Here is a 19,009-nt window from a genome sequence, read left to right as displayed (position 1 = left end):
CGCTGCTGACCGACGTAGAGACCCACGGTCTCCTCGGCGCTGCCGTCTTGGGGATGGACCGCCAGGCCACCTCCCTCGGTGCGCTGATCAAACTGATGGGCTCTGCCGCCCGGGCGAAGTCTCCCGCCACCACGCCAGATGAGCTGCGGGCCCTGCGCATGCGCCTGGAGCAGTCCGGCCGGCTCGGATCGCTGGTGCCCGGCTTCGACGGACAGCCCACCCCGATCGGCGACCTCATCAAGTTCGCCCTCACGAAGAAGACCATCACACCGCCCTCGCCTTCTCAGGGCGAAGATGCAAAGAGGAGCGCCGCCTGATGGCCTACCGCAACGACGACACCGCCCTGACGGTCATGGACTGGTTCTGCGGAGCTGGCGGATCCTCGCAGGGCATGCACTCCATCCCCGGCGTCCGGGTCGAGCGCGCCGCGAACCACTGGGAGCGCGCGATCCAGTCCCACGAGGCGAACTTCCCCGACGCCTCCCACTACCGCGGTGACATCCGCGAGGCACCCGTGTGGGCGTGGCCGGTCACCGACATCTTCTGGGCGTCCCCGGAGTGCACGAACTGGTCGATCGCCAAGGGCAAGCAGCGCGACTTCGACAAGGCGATGCAGGGCGACTTGCTGGAGTTGTACGCCGAGCTGGAGGCCGGGAAGTTCCACCACGTAGGTGACGACGAGGACCCGCGCGAGCCCACTTCGGAGGAAGAGTCCCGCGCGCTGATGGAGGAGGTGCCACTGTACCTGCGGGGAGTGATCGAACGCGGTGGCCTGGTGAAGGCCGGCGTGGTCGAGAACGTCGTGGACGTGCGGCAATGGGCTGAGTGGGACCGGTGGATCGGCGAGATCCACAAGATGGGCTACGAGACGCGGCTGATCGCGCTGAACTCGATGCACGCCAACCCCCGGTCCGTGCACGCCGCCCCGCAGTCCCGCGACCGCCTGTACGTGGCGTACTGGCACCGCTCGCTCGGCCGAACGCCGGACTGGGACAAGTGGCTGCGGCCGCGCGCCTGGTGCCCGACGTGCGACACGATGGTGCAGGCGATCCAGCGGTTCAAGAACCCGGCGCGGGACATGGGTCGCTACCGGCAGCAGTACGTGTACCGGTGCCCGAACGCCTCCTGCCGCAATCAGGTCGTCGAGCCTGAGGCGCTCCCTGCGCTCGCCGCGATCGACTGGACCATCCCTGGGCAGAGGATCGGAGACCGGGCCCGCCCGCTCGCCGAGAAGACCCTTGCGCGAATCAAGGCCGGACTGGAGAAGTTCTCCCGCCCGATCACTCTGGAAGCCGCTGGGCACACCTTCGAACGGCGTCCCGGCGTACGTACGTGGCCCGTGGACGCGCCGCTGACGACCCAGACAGCGTCCATCACCAAGGGGCTGGCCGTACCGCCGCTCCTGGTGCCGGTCGAGGGCCGGGACGGGAAGGACGCGGCCTCCGCGCACGCGCCGCTGCGGACGCAGACGGCGCGGAACGAGACCGGCCTGGCGTGGCTGCCGTTCATCGCCGAACTCCGCGGCGGCGGATCGGTGGCCCGCCCAGTCACCGACGCCCTCGCTACCGTCACAGCCTCCGGAAATCACCACGGTCTCGTCACCCCCGCCCTGCCCGCGATGGTGATGCGGAACAACGGCAGCCGGGGCGACGGGCGTGAGCATTGCACCTCCGTCGCCGAGCCGATGCGCACGCTCACCACGGCCGGCCACCAGTCGTTGGTCACCTGGGAGCACATGCTCGTGCCGTACTACGGCACCGGTGTGGCCCGCACGGTAAACGAGCCGATGGGCGCCCTGTCGACCCGGGACCGGTACGCGCTCGTGAAGGGCGACATCAATCTCGACGACGTCCTGTTCCGGATGCTGGAGCCGCACGAGATCGGCCGCGCCATGTCCTTCGCCGACGACTACATCGTCCTCGGCTCCAAGCGGGAGCGCGTGAAGCAGTACGGCAACGCCGTCACGCCGAACGCCTCCGAGATCCTCGTCTGCGCGCTCGTAGAAGCGATCACCGGCGAGGAACTCGACCGCTACGCCGCCCCCGCGCCGCAGATGGGCATCGCCGCATGACCCGCTTCCTGTAACCCCGCGCCCACGGCGGGGCCCACACCCCACCCCTTGGAGGCCCCGCCGTGGCCGGCCGCTCCCTGTACCTCATCCCCATCGCCGTCACCGTCCTGGCCGCCGCCTACTGCGTCTGGGAGTCGGTCCACCACCGGCGCTGCACCGCCCGCCACCGCGCGGCCCAGCGCCTCACCGACGCCGCCCAGCAGCGCGACATCACCGCCTTCCGCGCCCAGCTCACCTCCTACGAGAACGCCCGGGCCGTCCTCGACGAGGCCGCCCAGGTCGTCGACGTCCACCTCGCCACTCTCACCAACCCGCAGGAAGGGGGCCCGCAGTGACCACCGCACAGCGCGCATACATGGACCTCACCGAACACCGCCACTACCGCTACCGCGGCTGCGCCCCCGACCCCGACCAGCCCGCCCGCGCAGCCGGCGACCCCGACCTGTCGGTGGACGCCTGGTCCAGCGGCCCCGACGGCGAGGAGCAGCGCGACCGCATCGCCCGGCAGAGCGCCGCCATCGCCGTGTGCGGCCGCTGCCCCGTGGCCGCGGCGTGCCGTACGTACGCCAACAGCGAGCTGCCCGACGGCGCCCTGGCCGAGCCGGAGGGGATCTGGGGCGGGCAGATCGCGCTGGAGCGGCACCGCGCGCGGATCGCCCGCCGCCACCAGGGGAACCTCGTACGGGCCCGGTCCGCGCAGAAGCAGCGCGTCCTGGCCGCGCTCGCGCAGCACACCCGCCCCGAGGACGTCGCCACGGCCGCCGGGATGGACGTGCGCACGGCGAACTGGCAGCGCAGCTTCCTCGTCACCATCCTCGGCCTCGACAAGGCCCGCGCGACCCGCCGCGAGCTCCTCGACACCGCGCTCGCTCACGGGCTCCTGCCCGACGGCGTGGTGATCGTGCCCGACGGGCCCGTCCCGGTGCCGGCCGCGCCGTGCAGCGACGGCCCCGCCACCCGCCGCCGACCGCCCGCCCCGCCGGTGCAGCTCACGATCCCCGGCCTGCCCCGCTACCGGCCCGTCCCCACCGTCCGCCGCGTACGGATCCCGGCTCCCGCCCGGCCTCGGCTGCGTCTCGTCCCCGCGCTGACCGTCCCCCTCCCGCTCCCTCTCTCCCTGCCGCACCGCACCCTGGAGGCCGCAGCATGACCACCCCCACGCCCGTCCCGGCCGCTGCGGCCGACCAGGTCCTCGCCGAACGCTGCACGACCAGCGGCGAGTACCTCGCCGGCTTGATCGCCGCCGCCATGCTCGACGTCGCGGGACAACCCGAGAAGCTCCCCGCCCTGCTGTTCCCCGACCTCGACCCGCAGGTCGTTGAACGCGTCTGGAATACCGCCCTCCCGGTCGGCTTCCGCCTCGGCACGCTGGTCTCCAACCCGCGCTGGACCCCTACCGCTCTCCGCCGCCTGCGCGCCGCACTCGACGACGCCGGCTACACCGCCATGGGGCAGTTGGCCGACCGCAGCGCCCGCACCCTCGACCCCCACCCCGCCGACACCGACACCCCCCGAGGCCACGCGTGAGCGCCCGACGCGGCCGCGGCCGCCCCCAGACCTTCACCGAAGACGTCCGCGACCGTTTCCTCGAAGCCGTCGCCGACGGCATGTACCTCGGTGACGCCGCCCGCCACGTCGGCCTCCACGCCAACATCCCCTCCCGCTACGCCCGCACCGACCCCGCTTTCGCCGCCGCCCTCGCCCACGCCAAAACCCTCGGGAAGAAACGCCGCGCCGAATCCTTCACGCACGGCGAGTCCGGCTACACCAACCACGCCTGCCGATGCGACATCTGCAGACCAGCCGCGACCGCCGCCCGCGCCGGCCGCCGCGCCGCAACATCCGAAGATCCGGAGCCCGAGGCCGAAGTCATCGGCCTCGACCGGCAATCCCCTACTTCCTTTTCGCTGCCCTGTCCTTCTGTGCACCAGGCGCCCAGGGCTGCTTGATCCCCTTATTTTTGGTGAACTTTTATAGGACACGGCTCACGGCTCGAACGACCGTCCTATGACCTGGATATCTCACGACAAGCCGATTGATCCGACACGTTCAGAAGGGAGCTGGGCAAGTGGCGAGCTCAACCGATAGGCTGCGCCTGGCGCCAGACGACCACTCAGAACCGAGACGGTCCCGAACGGCGCGACAGACAACGGAAAAGCCCCGCTGCAACCCCCGGTGCGCGAACACCGAGGAGCGGGGCCGGACCACACACACCGTTTACGAGACAAGTGAAAGCGTGGCCGCTATGCCGAAGAGTACCCGGACACCCGGGCGCACATACAGAGGGACCCAGCGTTCCGCCGTGAAGATCACACCGGCGTCGAACGCGATCTCCGCCACGTCTATCCCGACACCGCGGTGACCCGCGCCGGGCTGCGGCCGCCGTTCCCGTACTACGGAGCGAAAGGCCGCCTGGCCGGACAGATCGTCGATCTTATGCCGCAGCACCGCATCTACGTTGAGCCGTTCGCCGGCTCCGCCGCGGTGCTGTTCGCCAAGCCGGGTTCTCCGGTGGAGGTCATCAACGACCTGGACCGCAACGTGACGACGTTCTTCCGCATGCTGCGCGACGAGGAAGCAGCGCTGACTCGAGCCCTGCGGTTTACGCCGTACTCCCGAGAGGAGTTCGCGGCCGCCGAGCTCGACGAGCCCGACATCACGGACCTCGAGCGCGCCCGCCGGTTCTTCGTGCGAACGACCCAGGGCCACAACGCCGCTGGGGCAGGCGGCCGGGCCGGGTGGTCGAACGGCATAAGGGCACGCCACACCGATGCCACAGCGACCACCAACCTGGTCGAGCGGCTCTACCTGCTCGCTGAGCGACTGCGCACGGTAGTTGTCGACAACCGGGATGCACTCGAGTTGATCAGCGTGCACGACGCGGCTGACACGGTCTTCTACCTGGACCCTCCCTACTTGTCCGGCACACGCCAGTGCGGCCGCGACTACGCGCACGAAGCGGACGGTGAGGAGTTCCACCGTCAGCTGGCTGCCACCTTGCAGGCAGTGAAAGGAACCGTCCTGCTTTCCGGCTACCCGTCCCCGCTCTACGACGATTTGTACCGGGGATGGGACCGCCTCGAAGTCGCCGTGCACCGCGCGGCGACAAACCACCGGGGGCGTACTGACGTACCGCGGGGTGTCGAGGTGATCTGGTCCAACCGGCCACTGAGCCGACAAGTCGCTCTGTTCGAGGAGGTCTCGTGACCTAGCTCCTCCGGGCGGGAGGTCCTGGGCCCCTTGGCGGGGGCTCATCCTCTACCGCCGGCCGCTGGTGTTGGCGCACCGTGCGCGGCCACTTCCTACGGCTCGGATTTGGCGATCCGAGCTAAGGCCCGAACTTCAGATCCGGTTTGGCGACCGGGCCCGAGTGTTCGAGCGATCTTTCAGGTTCTCCCCAGAACCAGCACCCACCAGAGCGGGGACTTTTCATGCCCTCTCACGAGAACAGGAACGGGTACATAGTGCAGTACGCGCACGCGTCTTGTCAGCTTCCGCACGCCCGCACGGGCGTTTCGTCCCCTATTTCCGTCTCCTCGGGTGACATCCCGTGCCAGCGAACCGGCACTCAGGCCCCTTCCCAGGCCGCGCTCCAGGTCCCCGCGAACCTCCAGTGGATCGGCACGACGACCGGCCGGATCGCCACGGACGCCTACTCGTGGATGCAGGCCGTGCACTGGGTCGGCGGCTCCGGGCTCTACGAGCCGTCGCGCAACCACGGCCCGAAGTGGGGACCGACAACCGTCGTCATCGCCCAGGAGATGTCAGCGCTGAGCGAGTGCCGGCCGAGCGTGGCCTACCTCGCGCGGAAGCTCGGCCTGTCGGAGCGCACCGTGCAGTACCACCTGGACATGCTCCGGGAGGCCGGGCTGCTGGTGTACCGCTCCAAGGGCACCCGCGTGACCGGCCGGGTTCGTCTGGCGTCCGTCTTCGAGCGCGTGATCCCCGTCGAGTTCGACGAGGCTCTGGGCATCCGTACCGTCCTGCGCGACGAGACGGCGCCGGCGTACCAGCGGGTGCCGGTCGGGATCGCCGAGCAGGGCCGGAAGCTGATCGGGAAGCTGGCGAAGAAGGCCGCCCGGAAGGTGCGCCGGAAGCCTTCGAGGAAGCCGAAGACCGTGGGGTCGGATTGCACCCCAATGCAGGTCGGTACCTCAACTGTCTCTACTGCGGGTGATCTCACTCTTCCCTCTGAGAGCAAGCTCGCCAGCGGGGAGAAGTCGTCCCCCACCCCCAAGCAGCAGAAGCCGAAGGCCCGGAAGCTCAACACGGTCGGCCGCCGCTACCAGCTCGCCCGCGAGCTCATCGCCACCGTGCCCTGGCTCGCCAACGCCGCTCTCCCCCGCATCGCCTGGGTCATTCGGCACGTCGCGGACGCCGGCTGGACCGTCGACGAGGTCCGCGCGTTCCTGGCTCTCGCCGCAGACCCGAATGTCCGCCGCCCCTCCGCCCTGCTGGCCCACCGGCTCAAGGGCGCGCACCTGCTGTGGGACACGAACGCGAAGCGCACCACGGCCGTTGAGGCGTGGCGTGACTGCCAGACGGCCACCGCCCGGCGCCACACCGAGTGGCAGGTCGACCAGGACGGGCCCGCCTCCCGCGCCGTCCAGCGCCTGCTCAAGGACGCGGTCGCCGCCGTGGAGGCCACAGTCCTGCGGGGCCTGGAGACGACCGTCATCGACGCCGACACCTGCCTCGCCCTCGAGGACCTCCCGCGCGACGTCGTCATCGACATGCGGGCCGCCGCCGAGGCCGACCCCGCCCTGATCACCACGGCGATCGAGACCGGCATGAGCGAGAACGACGCGCGCCGCCTCTACACCAACCGCCTCGTCGACCGTGCCCTGCGCACCCGGAAGGACCTCGCCCATGTCTGACCCCCAGCCGAAGGCCTCCGGCGCCGACCTTGCCCGCCAGGCCCTCGCCGCCTACAAGACCGGCCGCCGCCCCAGCACAGGGCACGCCCAGCCCGTCCGCCGCCGTACGCGCCGACACCAGAGCGACGGACGCGACCCGGTCGGCTTCGGCGCCCTCCTCGCCAACCTCGGCGCTGAACAGGGCTGGGCCACAGGTGTCCAAGGCGGCAGCATCCTCGACCGGTGGACCGAGCTGTGCCCGCAGTACGAAGGCCGCGTCCAGGCCGTCGCCTTCGACGCTGCCCGTGGCCGGCTCGACCTCCGGCCCGGATCTGACGCCTATGCCGCGCAGCTCCGGCTCCTCGGCGGCCAGCTCTGCCGCCAGATCAACGAGAAACTCGGCACCGACACCGTCCGCAGCATCCGCATCCTGCCCGTCGGGCACGTCACGGCCACAGCAGGCGGGGCCCCGGACGACACCGCGCCCGTGACACCGCCCGCACCGCCTCGCACCCGGGAAACCGCCTCAGCCGGATACCGACGCGTCCTCGCCATCCACCAGGAACACCGGCGCACGCCCGACGACAGCCCGCTCGTCCCTCTCGTCGCAGCCGCCCGGGCCCGCCAGGACGCCGCGCTCCTCGCACACCGGCTCCCGGACGAGGAGCACACCGAGTACCTCGCCGAGCGGGAACGGCTGACGCAGGGCCAGCCCGTCGACAGCCTCGCCGCCAGCGTCCAAGCCGCCCGCCGCTACACCCGCACCAGCCGTACGACCGGCGACGCGACGGGCCCACGGCAGGTCTTCGGCGCGGCCTGAGCACTGGCCGGCCCTGGTGCTTTACCGCGGTAAAGCACCAGGGGGACCGACCCGCCGGATCTGCGGCAGCGTAGAAGCATCCGACCCTCTCCGCTGCAGGAGCCCGGCGTGCATCGGTGGGCCGAAGCCGCGGCCGCCCTCATCACCGAACACTGCATGGAAACCCGCGCCCGCTACGACTACCAAGCCCCTGCCGCCTGAACGGAGCCCCCCATGACGACCGCGATTGCCGCCACGCCCACCGTCTGCCTCCTCCACGCCGACATCCACCCCATGACCTCGGAATGCTGGGGCGCCACTCTCGACTGGTACCTCGCGCACGACCACCTCGAAGACAGCGAGGCACGGGCCGCGTACCAGGCCGCCGTCGAACGGAAGATGCTCGACCAGCACGTGCGGCAGCAGGCTGCCTGAGGGCAGGCGGCTGACTTCTTTACCGCGGTAAACCGTGCCCGCTTCGTATCGAACGCCCCTATCCAGAGGCAAATGCCGGTGTCTCCCGAAGCAACGCCCGAACAGTCTGCGATGATGCCCCCTGCCCGAAGTACCGGAACCCACGGGAATCACACGGAGCATCGCAATGCCATCATCCGTACACGTCGTGTCTATCGACCCCCAGGCGTCAACCGTCTGGTGGGCCAACAGGATCACCGACCTTCCCTTCGACTTCTCCCAGGAGCACGAGACTCCGGAGAACCTGGCGATCCTCAAGGACACGGGCGCACGCGTCCACGTCATCGCCAACCAGAAGGGCGGCGTCGGGAAGACCACCACGACGCTGAACATCGCCGCCGTCGTCGCCGACGTGCTCCAGGAGTCCGCCGAACTCCTCCACGTCTTCATCGACACCCCCGGCAGCCTCCAGGACGAGAACCTCCTCCTCGAAGCACTCAAGTACGCCCACGACGTCATCGTCCCGATGCCCCCTGAAGGCCTCGCGTTCGACCCGACAGCGCGCACCATCTCGAAGGTCATAGAGCCCTCAGGCCTGCCCTACACCGTCGTCATTAACAACTGGGACCCCCGTGACGGGGCGGCGGACCTCAACGAGACGATCGCCTACATCGAAGCTCAGGGCTGGCCGCGCGCCAAGACCGTGATCCGCCGGTACAAGGTTCACACCCGAGCCTCCGTCGAGGGCAAGGTCGTCACCCAGTACCAGAAGAACCGCGCGTCCTTCGAAGCCCGCGAGGACTTCTACCGCCTGGCGCTCGAGTTCGGATTCGGAGGCCGCTGATGGCAGGCCGCCGGACAAGCCTGGCCTCTCTGGCCGGCGCCAAGGTCGATGAAGTCCCCGGCAAAAGCGACCCTCTACTGCTCTCCCTCCCGACACACCGACTTGTCGCCACCCGCTTCAACCCGCGCCGCAACTTCGGCACAGACGACGAACTGCGAGCCTTCGGCGAGATCCTCACCCGGCAGCAGCTGCAGCCAGCCGTGGCCGTGTCCAAGGCCGCGTACCTGAAGCTGTGGCCCGACGAAGCAGACGAGGTCGGAGAAGCCACATACGTCATCGCCAACGGAGAGCGGCGCCTGCGGGCATCCATCCTCGTCGGCCGCCCGACGCTCGAGGTCATCCTCAAGGAAGACGTCGCCGACTCCAGGGCCACATTCCTCGACGCAGTCCTATCGGAGAACAACGACCGCGAGGACCTCGACCCGATCGAACGGGCCCTCGGTATCGAGACGATGGTGGCCGAGCTCGGAGGAGCGGAACAGGTCGCGCAGCACTACAAGAAGACTGCCGGATGGGTGTCACAGCAGCGGAGCCTCCTTAAGCTGACTCCGGAACTTCAAAGGCTGGTCAGCCTCGGCGAGATGCCGGTGCGGTTCGCGCGCGGGATCGCGTCCAAGCCGGCCGCCGAACAGGCCGCCGCATGGCGGGAAGAGCAAGAGGCCCGCACGGCGGCCAAGCAGCGCCCCCCGCAGCGGAAGCGGACACCCGCTCCCGCTGCGCCGACCTCGGCCAGCGAGACCGGTGCACCCAACGTCGGTGACGGCGGCGTTTCGACACCGGCAGCCGACCAGGTCTTTACCGCGGTAAACCACAAGCCAGCCCCCGCCGGCGGCGGAGAAGCAGGCCCCAGCCCCCGTGGGCCGGTCCTCACCCAGGGGCCCGACGGAGACACCAACGAGGCGAAGCCGAAGGCCCCGGGGAACACGCTCGTCCCGAAGAAGCCCGTCACCGTCCCCGACCCGCGAGGCGGGCATGGGCAGGGTGGCGACGCGGCCGCGCCAGCAGGCACCGCTCTGGCGGTGAGCAACGGGCCCGGCCCGGACAGCCAGAACGGGCAAGGCGCCGCGGTCGGCACGGACATCGCTGTACGGACCACCACGGAGATGGTGGCCCTGCCGTGGGTGAACGGTGCGGCTGTCATGGACGTCGTGTTCACGAAGCTCAGCCCTCCACAGCGCGGCGCCTTCATCCAGCGGTACTTCCAGCTGAGCCAGGGCGTGGAGCAGGTCGCGGCCGACATGAAGGCGGACCTGAGCCCGGAGCACCGGGCGGCCCTCGCGGGAATCCTGCAGCAGGTCTCCGCGCTGCTGACCGAGAACGAGTAACGCACGACGACGCGGCCCTGCGTCCCACCCATGTGGTGGGGCACAGGGCCGCCTTTCTGCGTTCAGGGCAGCCGGTCACGTTCGGGGGGACCGGGGCTACCGGTCTGGCGAGGTGAGTCACTACAATCACCGTCATCTGACGGGCTTGCCCGTGAGGTCTCGAAGCCCCCGCCCGGGCTGGTGTCGTTGTCGGCAAAACTTCGTCCCCACGCGTGCGGGGGCTGTCTCATGCCCGGCCGACCCAGCAGCGCATCGTTGAACGGCCGGGATGTGCGCACCGTGTGGTTGTTGAGACGCAATACCGCCCCGCCCTCCCATCGTGGTCGGATATGCGTCACAGTTACTACCCCCGGGTTGGACGGCAGCCTGCCCGGACCTGGGCGCCGGCGAAGGGGAGCGGAGCCCAGGGACCCTTCCCGCCTGCCGAAGGAGCGGAGACGCCCCATGCCCTCAGCATCGGCATACCCCACGCCCGGACCCGGCCGGCGTGGAGCTGTCATCCACCACCTGGCCCACCGTCGTGCCAGGAACACCGCACCCACCGCGCCCGTGCGCGATGCCAACGACCCCCACGTCCAGCTCGCGGAAACCCTCGAGGCCCACTTCCTCAGCCGCGGGCAAACCCTGTCGAACGAGGAGACCGCGGAAGCGTTCACCAACACCCTGGACGCCGTCGCGATGATGCTCGACGGAGCACTCGCCAACCGAGTCGTGGAAGAGCCTGCGCACGCGGTCCTGCGCGGCATGCTCGACGGAATGCGGGGGACACCCCAGCACGTGTGAATATGCCAGCCGACATTGCGGGGTGAATCGGGAGAACCCACGGCAACAACCGTCGCCCACAGTTGATCAACACGCACAGCGCGTTCAACTCTGGCCACTTCTATGCCACGATGGGGCGTCCGGAATCACCCGGAGTGACAGACTCCGGCCCCCGGCGCGCGCCCCCGGTCCAAACCGTCACGCCACGCGCCTGCGGGCCGCATGGCGGACGGGGACAAATGGCCAACCACGACGAGACCACCGCACGCCGTCTCCGGCTCCTGCAGAGCGAGTTCATCCAGCCCGGCCGCCGCGGCCCCAGCGCCGGGCGCACCACCCGCCCCACCGAGCCGGCCGCCCCGATCAACCTCGGCATCCTCGACTACATGCGGGCCAGCGTCGACGAAGTCGAGCAACACACCCGCGCGGCCGCACCGAACGCCGGCCCCCGCCCGGCGGAAGTCGACGCCATCTACGACTGGTACCGCGAGCACACCGCCCACCTCGAGCCCGAGAAGCAGCTCCACCGTGAAGTGGTCATCTACCGCCAGGGACTCGAGCACGCCATCCAGATGGGCGACGACAAGGCCATCCGGCGCCACCCCTGCCCCGCCTGCGCCACCTGGGGCTTGTTTTGGAACGCGGCCCTGGGCAAGGCGCTCTGCGTGAACCACTACTGCACGGACGACCGCGGCGCCTCCCGCTCCTGGACGCTCGCCTACCTCGCGCAGCAGCACGTGGCGCGGCAGGAATCTTCGGCTCGCCGTGCAACCTGACACGCACCTCGCGTGTCTACGCAGTGCCGACAACTTCATCACCGCACGCCCGCAACTGGACCCCTAGGGTCCAGACCCGCATATCGGCCGCCGTCAGCTGCGAACTGTGGTCGCCGTCATTCGGGAGCCCGCCGTGGCCATCACGAACATCGTCGTCCCGTACACGGTCGCCCGTGACCTCGTCTCCTACGAAGAGGCCAGCAGATTCTTCGCAGAGACCGGTCATTCGGTGTCCGTAACCACCGTGCGCCGCTGGGTGGAGGAGGAAGACCTGCCCGTCGAGCGTGACGGGAAGAAGGACCTGGTGTCCTTCTCGGACCTCCTCATGGCCCACGCCGACTGGGTCGCCGGCCGCTCAGGCTGACCACCGCCCCCATTCACCATGCCCCGTCCCCGAAGTCACTGGGGGCGGGGCATCTTCATGAACCTACCCTCAACATATTGCGCCTGCCATATGTTGGGGGTAGTCTGGCGGAGCCGACAACGACCAGGGCTCAAGCCCCGGACGGAGTAACCCAGTTCAGGAGCGCCGCCATGAGCGTGATGACGCCTGCCCGCACTCAGAACCACACCGCCGACTACCACCAGCTCACCCCCCTCATGCGCGCCGAATTCGACCGCGTCATGCAGATCGCGGACAACACCATCGACGCCACCGAGTTCAACTCCCTCATGGCGTCCGCCGCCTACGCAGCCGGAATGCCCCTCCCGGCCTCCGGCGCCATCGTCCGCTGCGCGTGCCCCCACTGCTGGGCCTGCGGCTCCATCTTCGACACCGACGCCCCCGGCCTCATCGAAGTCGAGCCCACCGCCTACAACCTGCCGCGCCTCCAGTGCCCGACATGCGTCGACGAACACCCCGTCGACCCCGAGCAGTAGCACCCCCAGGCCCCCGGCCCCGCGTCGAGCACCCCGCCCCCAGGGCGCGGCAGTAGCTCCCGGGGCCGGGTGACCAACCTTCCCTCACCCGCCTGCCAGACCGGGAGACCGCCATGTCCGAGACCGGCCTCATCCTCCGCACCACCCAGCAGATCGTGAACTACTACGGCCTCACCGACCCGGACCACACCAACTTCGCCGACACCCAGGGCCGCCTCGACATTGCCGGCGCCATCTTCCGTGCCGTCACCGGTAAGACCCCCAACGCCTTCCTCGACGACGCCGACCACGCGGTCTTGCTCGTCAGCACCAACGAGCCCGTCATGGCCGCCCTCCGCTGGATCTCCCGGGTTCTGCCGACCGAGGCCCCGTACGACCCGGAGAGCGGAGCCGACGACGTCATCGAGCACCTCGTCGGATGGCTCGCCGACACCGACCCGATCCTCGGCCGCCGCCCCAACACCGCCGACGTCATCGGCCTCCTGGAGCGCGCCGCGAAGGCCGCCGACTCCACCGACACCCCCGGCGCCATCCCGCAGCAGCACACCCGCGCCGCCGCCTGACCACCCCTTCCCCGGGCGGGGCCCCGACCAGGCCCCGCCCCACCCAGAACGGACCCCCGTCATGAGCGAGCTGACCCTCACAACCGCCCCCGGCGGCTACCGCCACGACCCCCAGTACGCCGGAGGCCGCGCCGACGCCTACGACGACTCCCACACCCGCACCCTCGACCAGCTCATCGCCCTCGCCACCGAGTACGTCGAGCACGCCCACCTCCTGCGCGCCCTCGGCTACTGCGACCGCATCACCGAGGTCCGCATGGAACGTGAGACCGTCGCCGCCGCCGAGACCGAGCTCGCGCACACCGACGTGAACGCGGTGAAGCAGTGAACACCGTCGACCCCCTCGTCATCCGCTGGGACCGCACCGTCATCCACCCCGCCGACCCCCGCGACGACACCATCGTCTGCTGCCTCACCGACGACGGCCACCCCGTCGCTCTCCTCCTCGACGACGAACTCCGCGAGGCCCTCGGCCTGGTGCTCGCCGATCCGACCGACCAGCACGACTTCCACTTCGAGCAGGACATGGACGGCACCACGTACCGCATCCCCACCGAACCCGAGGACGCCGACACCCCGTGACCTGGCCCGCCGCCATCGCCCTCGCACTCGGCCTCATCGCCGCCGCCATGGTCGTGCTCTCCCAGCACGGCCTCGGCACCCGCACCACACCCCCCAAGGACCCCCCGGACGGAGACCGCCCATGAGCACCAAGACCCGCGCCCGCCGCCGCACCCCCAAGTCGGCCACCACACCGGCACCCCGCCTCACCCTCGTCGACCTGCGCCGCCCCCTCCCCGTGCGACGGATCGTCGGCCCCCCGAACACAGCCCAACTCGCCGAAGCCCGCGCCGCCCTCGCCTCCGCCATGGCCCGCCTCCCCATACCCGTCCTCGCCTGGCACGCCACCGGCAACCGCGCCTACGCCCGCCTCACCGACGGCACCCTCCTCACCCACGACGGCGACCACACCCCCCTCTTCACCGCCTGGACCCCCTGCCCCAACGGCGCCCACCACGCCACCACCGTCACCAACCCGTCCACCCTCCACACCGCCCGCATGGCCGCCCTCGACTGCACCGACACCCACGGCACCCCCATACCGGACCCGCCGGCCACCCCGATCGTGCGGACCCTCGCCGACACCCAGCCCCTCAACGTCACCCGCCTCCGCAACGAACAGACGAAGGAGCACCCCCAGACATGAACACCCTGATGGTCGAGATCGACGGCAAGAACCTGCCTCTGGCCTCCTGCGGATGGCTCCAGCGCGAGAAGTGCGGGTGCATCGTTGCCGCGCTCGTCGCCGTACCGACACGAGGCGTCGTGTACGCCACTGCGAAGCAGGCACACCAGCACCTCAGCAAGACCAAGCGCGAGCGCGACGAAGATGATCGCGCGGGCCGCTACATGGAACTCATCACCATGGCGCACTATCGCGAGAACCTCCGGGCCAACTGGGAATGCGCCCAGCACAAGCCGGGGCAGGTGACCACCGGTGACTGACCACGACTACATCGCCCAGCTCGCCGCCACCCTCGACCTCGCCGCCGAGTTCCGCATCCCCTGCCCCGGCCACCCCCTCGGCCCCTTCGCCGACCTCCTCGTCCAGAAGCGCCTCGACGGCCACGCCGACGGCTGGGCCATCGCCCTCGACGGCGACGCCTGGACCGGCACCCGCTGGGAGCACCGCGGCGTCCTCGCCCGCTCCGAGATCTACCGCTACACCCGCGACGAGGCACTCGCCGAAGCCCAACGGATCGCCCCGCTCGAGACCCAGCGCCACCACGCCCTCATCCGCGCCATCCAGCCCCGACACGAGGAGCCCCGCCATGGGTGACACCACCACCATCGAATGGACCGACCGCACCTGGAACCCGGTCACCGGCTGCACCCAAATCTCGGCCGGCTGCGACAACTGCTACGCCAAGACCATCGCCGAACGCTTCCGCGGCCACGCCGCGTTCCCCCACGGCTTCGACGTCCAGCTCCGCGCCCATAAGGTCAACGACCCCCTGTCCTGGAAGAAGCCCGCCAAGGTCTTCGTCAACTCCATGTCCGACCTCTTCCACAACGAGATCGACCAGGCCTGGATCGCCGACATCTTCGCCGTCATAGCCGCCTCCCGACGGCACACCTTCCAGCTCCTCACCAAGCGGCACGCCCGCATGCGGACCCTTCTCAACGACTCCCACTTCGTCGACCAGGTCCGCTCCCGCGCCATCGGCAAAGGCCTCGAACCGAGCGCCTGGGCCTGGCCGCTCCCGAACCTGTGGCTCGGAGTCTCCGTCGAGAACCAGCAGTGGGCCGACATCCGCATCCCCGCACTCCTCCGTACCCCGGCCGCCATCCGCTGGATCTCCGCCGAACCCCTCCTCGGCCCCGTCGACCTGAAGCAGGCCGTCAGGACCATGGGGAGCGAGCACGGCCACGGCCTGGACTGGGTCGTCGCCGGGGGAGAGTCCGGCCGGGGAGCCCGGCCCATGAGCCCTACGTGGGCCACCAGCCTCCGCGACCAATGCGCCCAGGCTGACGTGCCGTTCCTGTTCAAGCAGTGGGGCGAGTACGCACCCACCGGCTACCTCGTCATCGGCGGCACCAGCAAGGGCACCCTTCTCGTCGGCGACCCCGTCGACGACATCGGCCACCGCGTTGAGATCGCCAGGGTCGGCAAGAAGGCCGCCGGCCGCGAACTCGACGGCCGCCTCCACGACGACTACCCCGCCATGCGGTGAACGACTACGAGCGGTCCTGCTACGGCAAGACCCGCTTCCTCATCCGAGCCCACGCCAAACAACGCGCCAGCACCATCCGCCGCGAAGGCGGAGGCCACTTCCGCACCTACCAATGCCGCCACTGCGGCCTCTGGCACCTCGGCAACCTCCCCGGCCGCGCCTCACACCTCCGCACCACACCCCAAGGCGTCTACCACCTCAAGGACCTCACCACATGACCACGCCCCCGACCGTCATCGGCCTCGACACCAGCCTCACCGCCACCGGCATCGCCTCCAGCAACGGCTGGTGCCACGTCACCGGCTACACCGACAAGAACAACCCGATCACCAAGCTCCCCCACACCCAGCGCCTCGCCGCCATGGAACAAGTACGACGCGACGTCATCCTCCACATCGGTGAACCCGACCTCGTCGTCCTCGAGACCCCGGCACCCTCCCGCTCCGGTGGGGGCGCACACGAACGCGGCTGGCTCTGGTGGGAGGTCTACAGCCACCTCATCGCCCGCAACATCCCCATCGGCCTCATGTCCACGAACCAGCGGATGCTCTACGCCACCGGCAAGGGCGCCGCCACCAAAAACCTCATCGTCGACGCTGTTGCCCGCCGCTGGCCCACCTGGCCCACCAACGGAGACGACAACGCGGCCGACGCCGTCGTCCTCATGGCCGCCGGCCGCGACTGGCTCGGCCACCCCATCACCCCCATGCCCCAAGCCAACCGCGGCGCCATCACCAAGGCCGTCTGGCCCGACATCCCCACCGGCGTCGCCGCATGACCTGGATCGCCGCCGCCGCCTTCGTCCTCTACCTCGCCGGCATAGGCGGCCTCGCGCACCTCTGGCCATACGTCATCCGGCGCGACGCCCGACTGCAACTCGCCACCGACGTGAACCCCATCGCCGTCTCCCTGCTCCTCGCCCTCGTCACCGTCGCCTGGCCCGGCACACTCCCCGCGGCCGCGCTCGCCACCCTCACCCGGAGGACCCGATGACCACCCGAACCCGCCGTCCCATAACAGTCGCCGTTTCTGACCACTGGCGGGACTACGCGGTCTGCCAGACCGTAGACCCCGAGCTGTTCTTCCCCGATGGCCCCGGCGGTGCGACGAAGGCCAAGGCCGAGCAGGCGAAGCGTGTCTGCCAGGGGTGCCCTGTGCGGAGTGAGTGCCTCGACTGGGCCTTCGAGACGGGGCAGCAGTTCGGCGTCCTGGGCGGGCTGACGCAGGAGGAACGCTGGCAGCTGACCAAGGTGGCTCCTCGCAGTGCTGGTACCGCGATGGATCGGTGTGTGGAGTCCCGTGAGCAGATCCTCGCGTGGCGGAAGGCTGGGGTTGCGCAGCGTGTAATGGCGTCCCGGCTGAACGTGGATCGCACGGTCGTGAGCGCGGCGATCAGGCGGTTCGACCGTGACACGGCGGCCGCGCAGGAGGTGGCGGCGTGAGCGTGACGACGGAAGCGGAGCGCGCGGCGAATGCCCGGTGGCAGGCCCGCAGGCGCAGGCTGCAGAGCCTTGGCCAGTGGCAGCCCTTCGTGGACGCTGGCCCCGTGCGAGAGCACCTGCGGAAGGTCAACGCGGCCGGGATGCCGTACATGGCGATCTGTGAGCGCCTTGGCCTGGCTCAGAACTCGTCGCTGCAGCACCTGATGTGGGGCCGCGGGAAGTGGGGCCCCGGTCAGCAGGTTCGTCATGAGACGGCGGAGTTGATCCTGGCCTACTGGCCGTCGCTGCAGGACTTCCCCGATGCTGCGCGAATCGACGTTACGGGCACCCGTCGGCGGGTCGAGGCCCTGGCGGTACAGGGATTCTCCCGGCGTGCGATTGCGGAGCGCGTGGGGTTCGGGGCGACGCACTTCAAGAAGGTCGTGGGGCGTGATCGTGTGACAGCCCGCCTGGCCCGTGCGGTAGCCGCCGTGTACGACGAGTGGTGGAACGCTGATCCGCTGGAGCACGGTCAGACCCTGGCGTCGGTGACGCGCGTCCGTGCTGATGCCGCCAAGGCTGGTCTGCACTCGGCGTTGGCGTGGGACGACGACACGATCGACGACCCGCGGGCCGTGCCGATGACGGATGCTCCCGCGCCGGCTCCGGCTCAGGGAGGCGACGTGGTGGACCGGTTCCTGATGGGTGAGTCCGTCGTCCTGGATGCCGTCGGCCGCCGTGAGGCGATCGCGCACCTCATGGAGTGGACTTCGAAGACCCCGGAGGAGATCGGGGAGGAGCTGGGCATGTCGGCTGACGCGGTTAGTCGGTCGTGGGAGCGGACGAAGAAGAAGGCCCGCGAGGAGGGCCGCCGTGTGTGGCGGCGTGTGTATGTCCCGCAGCGTGAGCTGCTTCGTAGCGAGATGGAGAGTGCAGCGTAATGGCAGGCGAGACCGTGATCACGATCGTCGGGAATCTGGTGGACGACCCCGAACTGCGCTGGACACCGCAGCAGGTGGCGGTGGCGAAGTTCCGCATCGCGTCGACCCCGAGGACGTTCGACAAGCAGACGAACGAGTGGAAGGACGGGGAGGGCCTGTTCCTGACGTGCTCGGTGTGGCGGCAGGCCGCGGAGCACGTCGCCGAGTCCCTTCAGAAGGGGATGAGGGTGATTGTGCAGGGCCGGTTGAAGCAGCGGTCGTACGAGGACCGTGAGGGGGTGAAGCGCACCGTGTACGAGGTGGATGTTGAGGAGCTGGGGCCGAGTTTGAAGAGCGCGACCGCTGTGGTGACGAAGGCCGGCGGTGGGCGGGGGCAGGATGCGTATCAGGCGGCGCGTAGGGAGCAGGGGGCGGCGTCGGTGGGGGATCCGTGGTCGGCGTCGACGCCGGGCGCGCAGGGGGCCGGTGGCGGGGCGTGGGGTGGGGGAGGGGAGGAGGAGCCGCCGTTTTGATGGTGGGTGTTGGCGTGGGGCCCGTTCCCGGGTGGGGGCGGGCCCTTTGTCGTGGGGTGCTGAACCCTTCTCTCCCAACATATTGCATCTGCACTATGTTGGGAGTAGTCT

At 69.8% G+C, this 19,009-nt stretch carries 30 protein-coding genes; all 30 read left to right on the top strand.

All coding sequences use genetic code 11. The features are described from left to right. A partial coding sequence (locus ABZY12_RS23110; RefSeq protein ID WP_356893244.1) for a hypothetical protein occupies positions 1 to 317 on the top strand: 317 nt, incomplete at its 5' end. Beyond that, a complete protein-coding gene (locus tag ABZY12_RS23105) occupies positions 317 to 2,071 on the top strand; it encodes a DNA cytosine methyltransferase (RefSeq protein ID WP_356893242.1) in 1,755 nt (584 codons plus the stop codon). The genes ABZY12_RS23110 and ABZY12_RS23105, both read left to right, overlap by 1 nt. A gap of 62 nt (positions 2,072 to 2,133) precedes the next feature. Next, positions 2,134 to 2,406, top strand: a complete 273-nt coding sequence (locus ABZY12_RS23100) for a hypothetical protein (protein WP_356893240.1) — start codon at positions 2,134 to 2,136, stop codon at positions 2,404 to 2,406. Beyond that, complete coding sequence (locus ABZY12_RS23095) at positions 2,403 to 3,221, top strand: WhiB family transcriptional regulator (RefSeq protein WP_356893238.1); 819 nt, start codon at positions 2,403 to 2,405, stop codon at positions 3,219 to 3,221. Before ABZY12_RS23100 ends, ABZY12_RS23095 begins: the two co-directional genes overlap by 4 nt. After that, positions 3,218 to 3,598, top strand: coding sequence for a hypothetical protein (locus ABZY12_RS23090; RefSeq protein WP_356893236.1), 381 nt, complete (start codon positions 3,218 to 3,220; stop codon positions 3,596 to 3,598). Before ABZY12_RS23095 ends, ABZY12_RS23090 begins: the two co-directional genes overlap by 4 nt. Further along, entirely contained in the window at positions 3,595 to 4,020 is a 426-nt protein-coding gene (locus ABZY12_RS23085; RefSeq protein ID WP_356893234.1) for a hypothetical protein, read from the top strand. The genes ABZY12_RS23090 and ABZY12_RS23085 overlap by 4 nt, the downstream gene beginning before the upstream one ends. Positions 4,021 to 4,429: 409 nt before the next feature. Next, a complete protein-coding gene (locus tag ABZY12_RS23080) occupies positions 4,430 to 5,278 on the top strand; it encodes a DNA adenine methylase (protein ID WP_356893232.1) in 849 nt (282 codons plus the stop codon). A 257-nt stretch (positions 5,279 to 5,535) separates the two neighbouring features. After that, positions 5,536 to 6,948 carry a helix-turn-helix domain-containing protein gene (locus ABZY12_RS23075; protein ID WP_356893230.1) on the top strand — a complete coding sequence of 471 codons (1,413 nt, stop codon included), beginning with the start codon at positions 5,536 to 5,538 and terminating at the stop codon, positions 6,946 to 6,948. Continuing rightward, entirely contained in the window at positions 6,941 to 7,747 is an 807-nt protein-coding gene (locus ABZY12_RS23070) for a DciA family protein (RefSeq protein WP_356893228.1), read from the top strand. Before ABZY12_RS23075 ends, ABZY12_RS23070 begins: the two co-directional genes overlap by 8 nt. A gap of 213 nt (positions 7,748 to 7,960) precedes the next feature. Further along, a complete protein-coding gene (locus ABZY12_RS23065; RefSeq protein WP_356893226.1) occupies positions 7,961 to 8,161 on the top strand; it encodes a hypothetical protein in 201 nt (66 codons plus the stop codon). 187 nt (positions 8,162 to 8,348) lie between these two features. Next, complete coding sequence (locus ABZY12_RS23060) at positions 8,349 to 8,984, top strand: ParA family protein (protein WP_356893224.1); 636 nt, start codon at positions 8,349 to 8,351, stop codon at positions 8,982 to 8,984. Next, positions 8,984 to 10,309, top strand: a complete 1,326-nt coding sequence (locus tag ABZY12_RS23055; RefSeq protein WP_356893222.1) for a ParB N-terminal domain-containing protein — start codon at positions 8,984 to 8,986, stop codon at positions 10,307 to 10,309. Before ABZY12_RS23060 ends, ABZY12_RS23055 begins: the two co-directional genes overlap by 1 nt. A gap of 444 nt (positions 10,310 to 10,753) precedes the next feature. Next, complete coding sequence (locus ABZY12_RS23050; RefSeq protein WP_356893220.1) at positions 10,754 to 11,092, top strand: hypothetical protein; 339 nt, start codon at positions 10,754 to 10,756, stop codon at positions 11,090 to 11,092. Positions 11,093 to 11,310: 218 nt separating this feature from the next. Beyond that, complete coding sequence (locus ABZY12_RS23045; RefSeq protein WP_356893218.1) at positions 11,311 to 11,847, top strand: hypothetical protein; 537 nt, start codon at positions 11,311 to 11,313, stop codon at positions 11,845 to 11,847. A gap of 133 nt (positions 11,848 to 11,980) precedes the next feature. Next, on the top strand, positions 11,981 to 12,211 hold the full coding sequence (locus ABZY12_RS23040; RefSeq protein ID WP_356893216.1) for a hypothetical protein: 231 nt from the start codon (positions 11,981 to 11,983) through the stop codon (positions 12,209 to 12,211). Positions 12,212 to 12,381: 170 nt separating this feature from the next. Next, positions 12,382 to 12,726 (top strand): hypothetical protein, encoded by a 345-nt coding sequence (locus tag ABZY12_RS23035; RefSeq protein WP_356893214.1) that lies wholly within the window; start codon positions 12,382 to 12,384, stop codon positions 12,724 to 12,726. A gap of 113 nt (positions 12,727 to 12,839) precedes the next feature. Then, positions 12,840 to 13,289 (top strand): hypothetical protein, encoded by a 450-nt coding sequence (locus ABZY12_RS23030; protein WP_356893212.1) that lies wholly within the window; start codon positions 12,840 to 12,842, stop codon positions 13,287 to 13,289. Between the two features lie 61 nt (positions 13,290 to 13,350). After that, a complete protein-coding gene (locus ABZY12_RS23025; RefSeq protein ID WP_356893210.1) occupies positions 13,351 to 13,617 on the top strand; it encodes a hypothetical protein in 267 nt (88 codons plus the stop codon). Continuing rightward, a complete protein-coding gene (locus ABZY12_RS23020; RefSeq protein WP_356893208.1) occupies positions 13,614 to 13,871 on the top strand; it encodes a hypothetical protein in 258 nt (85 codons plus the stop codon). Before ABZY12_RS23025 ends, ABZY12_RS23020 begins: the two co-directional genes overlap by 4 nt. After that, positions 13,868 to 13,996, top strand: a complete 129-nt coding sequence (locus tag ABZY12_RS23015) for a hypothetical protein (protein WP_356893206.1) — start codon at positions 13,868 to 13,870, stop codon at positions 13,994 to 13,996. Before ABZY12_RS23020 ends, ABZY12_RS23015 begins: the two co-directional genes overlap by 4 nt. Then, on the top strand, positions 13,993 to 14,496 hold the full coding sequence (locus ABZY12_RS23010) for a hypothetical protein (protein WP_356893204.1): 504 nt from the start codon (positions 13,993 to 13,995) through the stop codon (positions 14,494 to 14,496). The genes ABZY12_RS23015 and ABZY12_RS23010 overlap by 4 nt, the downstream gene beginning before the upstream one ends. Then, on the top strand, positions 14,493 to 14,795 hold the full coding sequence (locus ABZY12_RS23005; protein WP_356893202.1) for a hypothetical protein: 303 nt from the start codon (positions 14,493 to 14,495) through the stop codon (positions 14,793 to 14,795). Before ABZY12_RS23010 ends, ABZY12_RS23005 begins: the two co-directional genes overlap by 4 nt. Further along, positions 14,788 to 15,129: a hypothetical protein gene (locus tag ABZY12_RS23000; RefSeq protein WP_356893200.1), complete on the top strand. Its 342-nt coding sequence runs from the start codon at positions 14,788 to 14,790 to the stop codon at positions 15,127 to 15,129. Before ABZY12_RS23005 ends, ABZY12_RS23000 begins: the two co-directional genes overlap by 8 nt. After that, positions 15,122 to 16,024 carry a phage Gp37/Gp68 family protein gene (locus tag ABZY12_RS22995; RefSeq protein WP_356893198.1) on the top strand — a complete coding sequence of 301 codons (903 nt, stop codon included), beginning with the start codon at positions 15,122 to 15,124 and terminating at the stop codon, positions 16,022 to 16,024. Before ABZY12_RS23000 ends, ABZY12_RS22995 begins: the two co-directional genes overlap by 8 nt. Continuing rightward, positions 16,021 to 16,242 (top strand): hypothetical protein, encoded by a 222-nt coding sequence (locus tag ABZY12_RS22990; protein WP_356893196.1) that lies wholly within the window; start codon positions 16,021 to 16,023, stop codon positions 16,240 to 16,242. Before ABZY12_RS22995 ends, ABZY12_RS22990 begins: the two co-directional genes overlap by 4 nt. Further along, entirely contained in the window at positions 16,239 to 16,802 is a 564-nt protein-coding gene (locus ABZY12_RS22985) for a hypothetical protein (RefSeq protein WP_356893194.1), read from the top strand. The genes ABZY12_RS22990 and ABZY12_RS22985 overlap by 4 nt, the downstream gene beginning before the upstream one ends. Continuing rightward, complete coding sequence (locus ABZY12_RS22980) at positions 16,799 to 17,017, top strand: hypothetical protein (protein ID WP_356893192.1); 219 nt, start codon at positions 16,799 to 16,801, stop codon at positions 17,015 to 17,017. The genes ABZY12_RS22985 and ABZY12_RS22980 overlap by 4 nt, the downstream gene beginning before the upstream one ends. Further along, positions 17,014 to 17,466 carry a WhiB family transcriptional regulator gene (locus ABZY12_RS22975; RefSeq protein WP_356893190.1) on the top strand — a complete coding sequence of 151 codons (453 nt, stop codon included), beginning with the start codon at positions 17,014 to 17,016 and terminating at the stop codon, positions 17,464 to 17,466. Before ABZY12_RS22980 ends, ABZY12_RS22975 begins: the two co-directional genes overlap by 4 nt. After that, positions 17,463 to 18,386 (top strand): hypothetical protein, encoded by a 924-nt coding sequence (locus tag ABZY12_RS22970; protein WP_356893188.1) that lies wholly within the window; start codon positions 17,463 to 17,465, stop codon positions 18,384 to 18,386. The genes ABZY12_RS22975 and ABZY12_RS22970 overlap by 4 nt, the downstream gene beginning before the upstream one ends. Beyond that, positions 18,386 to 18,898 (top strand): single-stranded DNA-binding protein, encoded by a 513-nt coding sequence (locus ABZY12_RS22965; protein ID WP_356893186.1) that lies wholly within the window; start codon positions 18,386 to 18,388, stop codon positions 18,896 to 18,898. Before ABZY12_RS22970 ends, ABZY12_RS22965 begins: the two co-directional genes overlap by 1 nt. Positions 18,899 to 19,009: the final 111 nt, after the last annotated feature.

This window comes from Streptomyces sp. NPDC006551 (assembly GCF_040611675.1).
Lineage (GTDB): Bacteria > Actinomycetota > Actinomycetes > Streptomycetales > Streptomycetaceae > Streptomyces.
The sequence above is the reverse complement of the archived record's forward strand: the minus strand, read 5'-3'. Positions and strand labels throughout refer to the sequence as shown.

Bases quoted from the DNA above. Each gene is read 5' to 3' on its own strand.
- ABZY12_RS23105 (WP_356893242.1), top strand. From the start codon at position 317: ATGGCCTACCGCAACGACGACACCGCCCTGACGGTCATGGACTGGTTC.
- ABZY12_RS23090 (WP_356893236.1), top strand. From the start codon at position 3,218: ATGACCACCCCCACGCCCGTCCCGGCCGCTGCGGCCGACCAGGTCCTC.
- ABZY12_RS23070 (WP_356893228.1), top strand. From the start codon at position 6,941: ATGTCTGACCCCCAGCCGAAGGCCTCCGGCGCCGACCTTGCCCGCCAG.
- ABZY12_RS23065 (WP_356893226.1), top strand. From the start codon at position 7,961: ATGACGACCGCGATTGCCGCCACGCCCACCGTCTGCCTCCTCCACGCC.
- ABZY12_RS23055 (WP_356893222.1), top strand. From the start codon at position 8,984: ATGGCAGGCCGCCGGACAAGCCTGGCCTCTCTGGCCGGCGCCAAGGTC.
- ABZY12_RS23050 (WP_356893220.1), top strand. From the start codon at position 10,754: ATGCCCTCAGCATCGGCATACCCCACGCCCGGACCCGGCCGGCGTGGA.
- ABZY12_RS23045 (WP_356893218.1), top strand. From the start codon at position 11,311: ATGGCCAACCACGACGAGACCACCGCACGCCGTCTCCGGCTCCTGCAG.
- ABZY12_RS23035 (WP_356893214.1), top strand. From the start codon at position 12,382: ATGAGCGTGATGACGCCTGCCCGCACTCAGAACCACACCGCCGACTAC.
- ABZY12_RS23030 (WP_356893212.1), top strand. From the start codon at position 12,840: ATGTCCGAGACCGGCCTCATCCTCCGCACCACCCAGCAGATCGTGAAC.
- ABZY12_RS23025 (WP_356893210.1), top strand. From the start codon at position 13,351: ATGAGCGAGCTGACCCTCACAACCGCCCCCGGCGGCTACCGCCACGAC.
- ABZY12_RS23010 (WP_356893204.1), top strand. From the start codon at position 13,993: ATGAGCACCAAGACCCGCGCCCGCCGCCGCACCCCCAAGTCGGCCACC.
- ABZY12_RS23005 (WP_356893202.1), top strand. From the start codon at position 14,493: ATGAACACCCTGATGGTCGAGATCGACGGCAAGAACCTGCCTCTGGCC.
- ABZY12_RS22995 (WP_356893198.1), top strand. From the start codon at position 15,122: ATGGGTGACACCACCACCATCGAATGGACCGACCGCACCTGGAACCCG.
- ABZY12_RS22985 (WP_356893194.1), top strand. From the start codon at position 16,239: ATGACCACGCCCCCGACCGTCATCGGCCTCGACACCAGCCTCACCGCC.
- ABZY12_RS22980 (WP_356893192.1), top strand. From the start codon at position 16,799: ATGACCTGGATCGCCGCCGCCGCCTTCGTCCTCTACCTCGCCGGCATA.
- ABZY12_RS22975 (WP_356893190.1), top strand. From the start codon at position 17,014: ATGACCACCCGAACCCGCCGTCCCATAACAGTCGCCGTTTCTGACCAC.
- ABZY12_RS22965 (WP_356893186.1), top strand. From the start codon at position 18,386: ATGGCAGGCGAGACCGTGATCACGATCGTCGGGAATCTGGTGGACGAC.